We start from the raw sequence: 4,394 nt of genomic DNA, 5'->3' as shown, positions 1-4,394 counted from the left end.
GATCCGAAGACCCGGGCACCTGGCTCCACTTCGAACGCCCCACCCGGCAAGAAGAAGTCGCCCTCGCCCTCACCCTGCGCGTCCTCAACCCCAAAAGCGCCGAATGGCGCCGCGGCCTGACCGCGGCTCGCCGCTACCACCGCACTCACCACCACCTCGACGCCCCCCAGACCCACCAAGACCCCGACGGCTACCCCCTCGGCCGCTGGCTCACCTGGCAACGCCACCTCCACACCACCGGCGCCCTCGACCCCGCCCGCACTCAAGCCCTCGAACGCCTCGGCATCATCTGGAACCCCCAGCAGCACGCCTTCGACCGCGGCCTCGCCCACGCCACCGCCTACGCCCACCACCACGGCCACCTCGCCGTTCCCGTCGACCACCACCACGACGGCTTCGCCCTCGGCCGCTGGCTCGCCACCCAACGCAAACGAGCCGACACCCTCACCCCCGCCAGAGCCCAGGCCCTCCAAGACCTCGACCCGTACTGGAACCCGCCCTGGCCCCTGACCTGGCACCGCACCTACCACGCGGCCCGCGGACACCACAGCGCCGGCAACCTTCCGACCGACGTGCCCCGGGACCACATCACCAAGGACGGACACCGTCTGGGGGAGTGGTTGCACAACCAACGCCGCCACCCCGAACGCCTGCACCCCGTCCAGCAACAGCTCCTGGCCGACCTCGGCCTGATCCAGACCACCGAACCGTCCCCGGAGAAACGGAAACCGGCCGCGCGCAAGCCAGACCAGGGCTTGGCAGCCGCCCGCGCTTTCCACCAGCGGGAGGGCCACCTCGAGGTACCCCAACGCCACGTCGAATACCTCGACGCGCGACCCGTACGGCTCGGCCAGTGGATCAGCAACACCCGCCGCCGCAAAGAACGCTTGCCCACCGACCGGATCCACGCTCTCGACGCTCTCGACATGCGCTGGTAGCCGCTCCTCGCGGCGGGGCCGGATCCCGTTCGGGGTTGCCGGCCAGTCATCGGAGCAGCCGTGGAACGTCTCGCGAGCTGCGCACGGCAGCTACAGCCGAGGTCCTTGCAACCGAGCCGGCGCCCTTACCGATGGTTCCAGCTCGATTCCCGGGCGATCCTGCCCTCCGCCAATGACCAGAACTGGGACGGCTGCGAGTTGATCACCCCGGCCCGCGCCAAGAAGACCGACCTCCCGCCTGCCCGAGGCGGACTTCCCGCATCTCCCCTTCAGGCGTGCGGCTGCTGTACAAGGCTCCGCGGGTCCGCCGGGCGGGGCACGAAGACCGGGGAGTCCGACTGGTAGAAGAGGTCGATGTCGGCCTCCTCACCGCCGACGATCAGCGTGTCCCAGGCGCCGCTCTCCCGCAGGGTGCGCAGGGTGGCCGGGGAGATGGACGCGAGGTGGGAGCGGAGTTCGTCGTCGTTGGGCAAACCCGGCAGCCGGGCCTCCAGCCGGTCGCGGATCCCGGCCATCCGGTCCAGCAGCGCCTCCAGGTCGCTCCCGTCCGCTGTGCGGGAGCCGGCCCAGGCCCCCGCCGCCCCGGTGCGGGAACCGGCCCCCGCCCCGGCACCGGCCCCCGCCCCCGCCTCCGCGCTACGCGCGATGATGTCCCTGATGGCACGGGTGACGCCCTGGTCGTCCGTGGTCACCATGGCGTTCCAGGCCCGGCTCTTGTGCCGGTACTGGAGCATCGACATCGCCGCCTCGTGCCGGATGAAGTCGGCGTCCCGCAGCGGTTTCCCCTGCCAGGCGCGGCTGAGCGACCGGGCCAGTGACGTGGCCGAGGCGAGGCCGCTGTTGAGGCCGCGACCCGGCCAGAAGTGGATGGCGTTGGCCGCGTCGCCCAGCAGGAAGCCGTAGGTGCCGGGGCTGGTCGCGGTGGGCCGGTGCAACTGTGCGGTGAATCGCGGGCGCTGCACCATGTCCAGCCGGAACGAGGTGATCGCCGACAGGTCGTCCTCCGCCACCCCGAACAGGCTGAGGCCCTGCCTGATCTCCTTCCACAGCGGCGAGCCGCGCAGCAGGGCGGGGAGGAAGAGGGTGCCGTGGGTGGGGCAGCGGAACTCGTTGTCCTCCTCCTGCCGGCTCATCAGGCAGGGGCGGGCGGCGATGCATTCCTCGAAGACGTGGCGTATCGGGTCGATGCCGATGACGCTCTTGGCCTCCTCCCGCGTCAGCCGCATGTTCAGGAAGCCCTCGCCGCGCAGCGAGTTGAGCAGGAAGCGGTTCTGCGACACGGTGAGCAGCACGCTCATCGGATCCGACAGCCTCGACTTCACCCGCAGCCCCAGGACGACGTCCTGGAGGTGCTCGCCGTCGAGGGAGTAGATCGAGGCGTCGGCCGCGCCGAAGCGGTCGGCGTAGTGCTCACGCGTGCGGGAGCGGCCGCCCTCGCAGACGACCAGGACGTGCTCCTGCGTGAGCCGGTTCTGCTGCTCCGTCACGTCGAAACGCCGGGCAACGAGTCGGATCGCCGCCCTCCGGTTGGCCAGTTCCAGCAGCCGGTCCTCGATGTGGGCGATCCGGATGTTGCGGGGCGGCCGGCCGTCGACCGAGTCCGGGCCGACGGGCCACATCTCGGAGTAGGCGCCGCCGTCGTCGAACAGCGCGGAGAGCACCTCCTCGGACAGGGCGAGGTACTGCCGGCTCTGGACGGTCACCACCTGTTGGCGGCGGAAGTTGCCCTCTGTCTCGTCTTTCCAGACGACCGAGGAACCCTTCCTGGTCCAGCGTCCGTCGTAGAGGGTGATGGCGGTCCGTCCGGGCAGCATCTCATCGAGTGCCAGGGCGAAGGCAAGGCCCACCGGGCCACCGCCGGTGATGGTGACCCGCAGCATGCCCGGGTCCGCGGTGCCTGCCCGGGGGACGTCCAGGAGGGAGAGGTCCATGACCGTCTCCATGGCGTCCTGCGCCTCATACAGAAACGTTTCATCACCGATGCGGATGCAGTCGTTCGGACGCAGCACGTGACGGGTGACCCGCTGGTCGTTGACGAACGTGCCGTTCCGGCTCTCCCGGTCGTACAGGACGAACCCGGCGTCCTCCGTGAGGACCTCGGCGTGCAGCCGGGAGGCGTTGGGGCTGACGATCACGATGCTGTTGTCGCTCTTGCGCCCGAAGCTGACGGGCTCGCTGCCCAGAACCACGCTCTGTCCGGTGAACGGACCCGTGCGCCCGACGATGACCGATGGCACTGCACACCCCTTGAAATGACGCTGCTGATTGCTCGTACGACAGCAACACGTCATCGAGAACGTGTTCGGTTCAATCATTTCTTGGAATCTTTTGAGTCATGCTGAACCAGGGGCCCGGTCCGTACGTGATGTTCGCGTCGGCCGGCGTCAAGAGGAGAACCGCCCCCATGCACATCGAGGAAACCGAGACCGGGATGGAGCCCGCGCTCGCGGCCACCACCGCGGCGACCAGGCCGGATACGGTCACCACCGGGGCCACCACCGAGGCCACGATCGCGTCCACCACCGCGTCCACCACCGCGTCCACCACCGCGTCCACCACCGCGTCCACGACCGAGGTCGCCACCCGAGGCACGGCCGCCACCGCTGCCACACCCGCACCGGGTCCGGCGGCTGGGGAGCGGCTGATCGCGGGCCGCTACCGACTGCTGTCCCGCCTCGGCGAAGGCGGCATGGGCACCGTGTGGCGGGCCCGCGACGAGACTCTCCACCGGGAGGTCGCCGTCAAGGAGGTTCGGGCCCCGGCCGGTCTGCGGGCCGAGGACATCGCGCGGATGTACAGCCGGCTGGAACGTGAGGCGTGGGCGGCGGCCCGGATACCCGACCGCAACGTGATCACCGTCCACGACGTGGTCATGGAGGACGATCGGCCCTGGATCGTGATGGAACTGGTCCGAGGCCGGTCGCTGGCCGAACTCCTGCGCGACGAGGGGCCGCTCACCCCGCGGCACGCCGCGCGCATAGGCGCCGACGTGTTGAGCGCGCTGCGGGCCGCTCACGCCGTCGGGGTGGAGCACCGCGACGTCAAGCCCGCGAACGTGCTGCTCGCCGCAGACGGACGGGTGGTGCTCAGCGACTTCGGCATCGCCGTGGTCGAGGGCAGCACCGCGCTGACCATGACCGGCGAGCTCGTCGGCTCCCCCGAGTACCTCCCGCCGGAGCGGGCGCTGGGCCGCCCCTCGGGCCCCGAGTCGGACCTGTGGTCACTCGGCGTCATGCTGTACGCGGCGGTGGAGGGCATCTCCCCGTTCAGGCACGCCACCGCGCTGAGCACCCTGCGGGCCGTCGTGGACGAGGAACCGCCGGTGCCGACCCGCGCCGGCCCACTCGCCCCGGTCATCGCCGGTCTGCTCCGCAAAGAACCCGCCGAACGCACCCCCGCCGCCGAAGTTGCCATGGCCCTGAGGGACATCGCCCACGAGCCCGACGCCACGACGAC

Annotated in this window: 3 protein-coding genes; 2 read left to right on the top strand and 1 reads right to left on the bottom strand. The window is 70.6% G+C overall.

The annotated features are described in order from the left end of the window. Window positions 1–938: helicase associated domain-containing protein (locus ADK55_RS10640; protein ID WP_199826489.1), on the top strand; the 938-nt coding region annotated here is incomplete at its 5' end. A gap of 269 nt (window positions 939–1,207) precedes the next feature. Here the strand turns inward: ADK55_RS10640 and ADK55_RS10635 are convergent. Continuing rightward, on the bottom strand, window positions 1,208–3,175 hold the full coding sequence (locus ADK55_RS10635) for an FHA domain-containing protein (RefSeq protein ID WP_053677371.1): 1,968 nt from the start codon (window positions 3,173–3,175) through the stop codon (window positions 1,208–1,210). A 452-nt stretch (window positions 3,176–3,627) separates the two neighbouring features. Here ADK55_RS10635 and ADK55_RS10630 point away from each other — a divergent pair. Beyond that, a partial coding sequence (locus ADK55_RS10630; protein ID WP_234349991.1) for a serine/threonine-protein kinase occupies window positions 3,628–4,394 on the top strand: 767 nt, incomplete at its 3' end.

Source organism: Streptomyces sp. WM4235 (genome assembly GCF_001279725.1).
GTDB lineage: Bacteria > Actinomycetota > Actinomycetes > Streptomycetales > Streptomycetaceae > Streptomyces.
This window is presented reverse-complemented; position numbering and strand designations above follow the sequence as displayed.